Annotated in this window: 4 protein-coding genes; 2 read left to right on the top strand and 2 right to left on the bottom strand. The window is 56.3% G+C overall.

Annotation, left to right across the window (positions count from 1 at the left end; genetic code table 11):
• Both AC2VNK_RS01630 and AC2VNK_RS01625 read right to left on the bottom strand, forming a co-directional pair.
• The coding region (locus AC2VNK_RS01630; RefSeq protein WP_486882568.1) for an HD-GYP domain-containing protein at window positions 1-481 on the bottom strand (481 nt) is incomplete at its 3' end.
• Window positions 482-600: 119 nt separating this feature from the next.
• Window positions 601-1,284: a histidinol-phosphatase gene (locus tag AC2VNK_RS01625; protein ID WP_291522545.1), complete on the bottom strand. Its 684-nt coding sequence runs from the start codon at window positions 1,282-1,284 to the stop codon at window positions 601-603.
• Window positions 1,285-1,400: 116 nt separating this feature from the next.
• Here AC2VNK_RS01625 and ligA point away from each other — a divergent pair, with 116 nt between their 5' ends.
• Both ligA and atpC read left to right on the top strand, forming a co-directional pair.
• On the top strand, window positions 1,401-3,416 hold the full coding sequence (ligA, locus tag AC2VNK_RS01620) for an NAD-dependent DNA ligase LigA (protein WP_486882567.1): 2,016 nt from the start codon (window positions 1,401-1,403) through the stop codon (window positions 3,414-3,416).
• A gap of 2 nt (window positions 3,417-3,418) precedes the next feature.
• Window positions 3,419-3,759, top strand: a 341-nt coding sequence (gene atpC / locus AC2VNK_RS01615; RefSeq protein ID WP_486882566.1) for an ATP synthase F1 subunit epsilon, incomplete at its 3' end; no start/stop codon positions are given.

Raw genomic sequence — 3,759 nt, 5'->3', positions numbered from 1 at the left:
CTTCGTGAGATTTACCCTGGTGGTATGCTCTAGTTTCAGTCATAGCCGCGTAGCAATCAGCGATTAGAATGATTCTGGCAAATAGGGGTATTTCATTACCTTTCATTTCATCAGGATAGCCAGATCCATCGTAGTGTTCATGATGGTGTCGCACGGCTTCGACGATAGGCTGAATTGGTCCTGACAAAGGCAGAAATGATTGTGCTGCGATGATGCGCTCTCCACAGAGGGTATGGGTTTTTATGAGTTCCCATTCATGAGCGTCTAACCGACCCGATTTCATCAAGATGGAATCGGGAAGGCCAATCTTCCCCACGTCATGCACGAATCCAGCCTCCCGCAGCGGCGACAAGTCACCCTTTGAAAGGTGAATGGCACAACCCAATGCCTCTGCTAGATAGCCAACGCGCAGGCAATGCTGAGCTGTATTCGCGTCCCTTTCCTCGATGGCGACATAGATCGCCTGATCTACGCAATTCATGGCGTCTCACGGAAACTAATAATATTTCTAAATCTATAGTACACATTTCTTAATTGCGCAAATCAGAGGGGCGGTTTGTGATTGGATGCGCGAAGCTGCGATGGAAAATTGGGGACGTATTATTCGACGGGTGCCGGGTGGAGCGAAAGAATGGGCCAGCCCCGTGCTTCGGCGATGGCGCGCAGGCGCGGATCCGGGTCAACGGCGACCGGATGGGTGACGGTGTCCAGTAAAGGCAGATCGTTGTGTGAGTCGCTGTAAAAGGTGCTATTCCGCAGCGTGTTCTCCCAGTCCAACCCCTGCGTCCGCAGCCAGTCACGCAAGCGTTGCACCTTGCCCGCCTGAAAGCAGGGAATGCCGACGCTACGACCTGTAAAGTCACCCGATGTCGTCTCCTCGGGTTCCGTCGCGAGCAGATGGGTGATGCCTAGTTCTTCAGCAATGGGCGCTGTCACAAAGCGATTGGTCGCGGTAATGATGACCAGGATATCACCTTGCTGGCGATGATCTTCTACCAGCGCGCGCGCGCGATCCGAAATCATCGGCAGCACCCGTTCCTGCAGATATTCCCGGTGCCAGGCATCAAGATGGGCACGGGGATGTGCCGCCAGGGGAGCCAACTGAAAATCCAGAAATGCCTGAATATCTAAAGTGCCAGCCTGATATTCGGCATAAAACCGATCATTGAGGTGGTTAAAGCGTTCCGTATCGACAATGCCGCGGCTGCCGAGAAACTCCATCCAGGCATGGTCGGAGTCGCCGGACAGCAGGGTGTTGTCCAGATCAAAAAGGGTGAGGGCCATAGGTTCTCCGTCCAGTGAGGTGGGCCATAGCGAATGCCCCGCGGATTATACCAGAAAGTGCATTTGCGATATGCTGGCGCGGCAAATGTTTCCGGCTTTTACAGAAGGAGCGGGCGGTGGAGCGGGGCAACCCTACTGACTTCGAGCGTATTCAGCAGTTGCGTGACGAATTGCTGGCCGCCAATAAAGCGTATTATCAGCAGGATGCACCGACCCTGAGTGACGCGGAGTATGATGCCCACCTGCGCGAGCTCCGCGCTCTGGAGGACCGTAATCCGCAGTGGCAAAGCGCCGACTCGCCGACCCAGAGGATAGGGGCAGCCCCTCTGGAGGTGTTTGCGGAAGTACACTATGCCGTACCGATGACCTCTCTCGACAATGTGTTTGATCGGGGTGGTTTCGGCGACTGGCTGGCGCGTGTGCAGAAGGGGCTCGGTCGCGAGGATGTTCCGCTCAGCGCTGAACCCAAATTTGACGGCCTCTCGGTCAACATCCGTTACGTAGAGGGCAAGCTGGTGCAGGCCGGAACCCGCGGAGATGGCCAAACCGGTGAGGATGTTACTGCCAATGTCCGCACGATCCGCAACATTCCTCTGCAACTGGCGGGCAAGGGCTGGCCGGACCTGCTGGAGGTGCGCGGGGAGGTGGTGATTCCCGTGGCAGCTTTCCAGCGGTTGAATGAAGAGCGCTTGCGCGCCGGAGAAAATGCCTTCGCCAATCCGCGCAATGCGGCAGCGGGCAGCCTGCGGCAACTGGATTCCAAAGTGACGGCGAAGCGCCCCCTGGCGTTTTTTCCCTGGGGATGGGGAGAAAGCAGGGCGCCACTGGGAGAGTCGCACCGTGCGGTGATGCACGGCCTTTCTGTCTGGGGTTTTGAAGTGACATCTTACTTGCGTAGTGTTCATCATCTTGCGGAATGCGAAAGCTATTTCAATGAAATGCAGAAATCGCGCGAAGGCATGCCTTTTGAAATAGATGGTCTCGTGTTCAAAGTCGATGATCTGGCAGCCAGGGAACGGTTAGGCTTCACCGCCCGCGCACCGCGTTGGGCCATTGCCTATAAATTTCCGGCCCACGAAGAGCGTACCGTGGTTGAAGATATCCTGGCTTCCGTAGGGCGCACCGGCGTGATTACTCCGGTGGCGGTCTTGCAGCCCGTGCAAGTGGGCGGCGTGACCGTGAGCCGCGCCAGTTTGCATAATCAAGATGAAGTGGATCGTAAAGATATTCGCGTAGGCGACACGGTACTGGTACGCCGTGCAGGGGATGTGATCCCCGAAGTGGTCATGGTGCTCAAGGAAGAACGGCCAGCGGCGGCACAGCCCTGGCAAATGCCGTTGCGTTGTCCGGTTTGTGACTCAGAAGTCTTGCGTCTGGCCAACGAATCGGCGCACCGTTGCATGGGTGGGTTGTATTGCCCGGCGCAACGGATGGGCGCTATCGAGCACTTCGCTTCGCGCAAGGCCATGGACATCCGGGGCCTGGGCGAGAAACTCGTGCAGCAACTAGTCGAGCAAGGTCTGGTGCACTCCGTAGCCGATATTTACCATCTGGACGAAGCAGCACTTTGCGGATTGGAGCGCATGGCCAGTCGCTCCGCCCAAAAATTGCTTGCGGAAATAGAGCATTCCCGCCATACCAGCCTACCTCGCTTCCTCTACGCCCTGGGTATCCGCCAGGTGGGAGAAAGCACGGCCAAATCTCTGGCAGCCTATTTCGGGGATCTGGATCCCTTACTGGCCGCGACGCCGGAGGTTTTGCAGAATATTCCCGATGTGGGACCCATCGTGGCAGAATCTATCGTACATTTTTTTGCCCAGCCCCATAACCGTGACGTTATTGCCGCTTTGCGCACGGCGGGAGTACAGTGGCAAGCGGTCCAGCCGCAACGAGGCGGGCGTTTTCAGGGGATGACCCTAGTGCTCACCGGTGCTTTGGATAGGATGACCCGGGAAGAGGCCAAAGCCGCCATAGAAAACGCGGGCGGGAAAGTCAGCAGCTCCGTTTCTGCTAAAACAAGCTATGTGATTGTCGGGAAAGAAGCGGGCAGCAAGGCGGAAAAAGCCGTAAAGCTGGGTCTGGAACAGCTCACTGAAGCACAATTTTTGGCGATGCTTTCAGAAAAGGAATAAACATGCAGCAGAACAGAACGTTCCGCATCAATGTGGTCGATATCCATGGTGAAGTGTACAGCGGTATGGCGCGTTTTGCGGCAGTGCCGGCGGAACTGGGTGAGATCGGAATACTGCCGGGGCATGCGCCCTTGTTGTCGGGGCTACGCGCCGGAGAGTTGCGTATTACCCAGGCCGATGGCCAAACACAGATTCTTTTTCTGGAAGGCGGACTCCTGGAGATCCAGCCGGATATCGTGACCATACTCGCCAACGCCAGCCTGCGGATTATGGATATCGATATTCATGACAGCAAGGAACGCATTAAAGACGCACAAAGCACATTAGCGAAAGCCGCGGTTCT

This window comes from Acidithiobacillus sp. TH-A35, assembly GCF_057473505.1.
This window is presented reverse-complemented; position numbering and strand designations above follow the sequence as displayed.

Bases quoted from the DNA above. Each gene is read 5' to 3' on its own strand.
- AC2VNK_RS01625 (WP_291522545.1), bottom strand. From the start codon at position 1,284: ATGGCCCTCACCCTTTTTGATCTGGACAACACCCTGCTGTCCGGCGAC.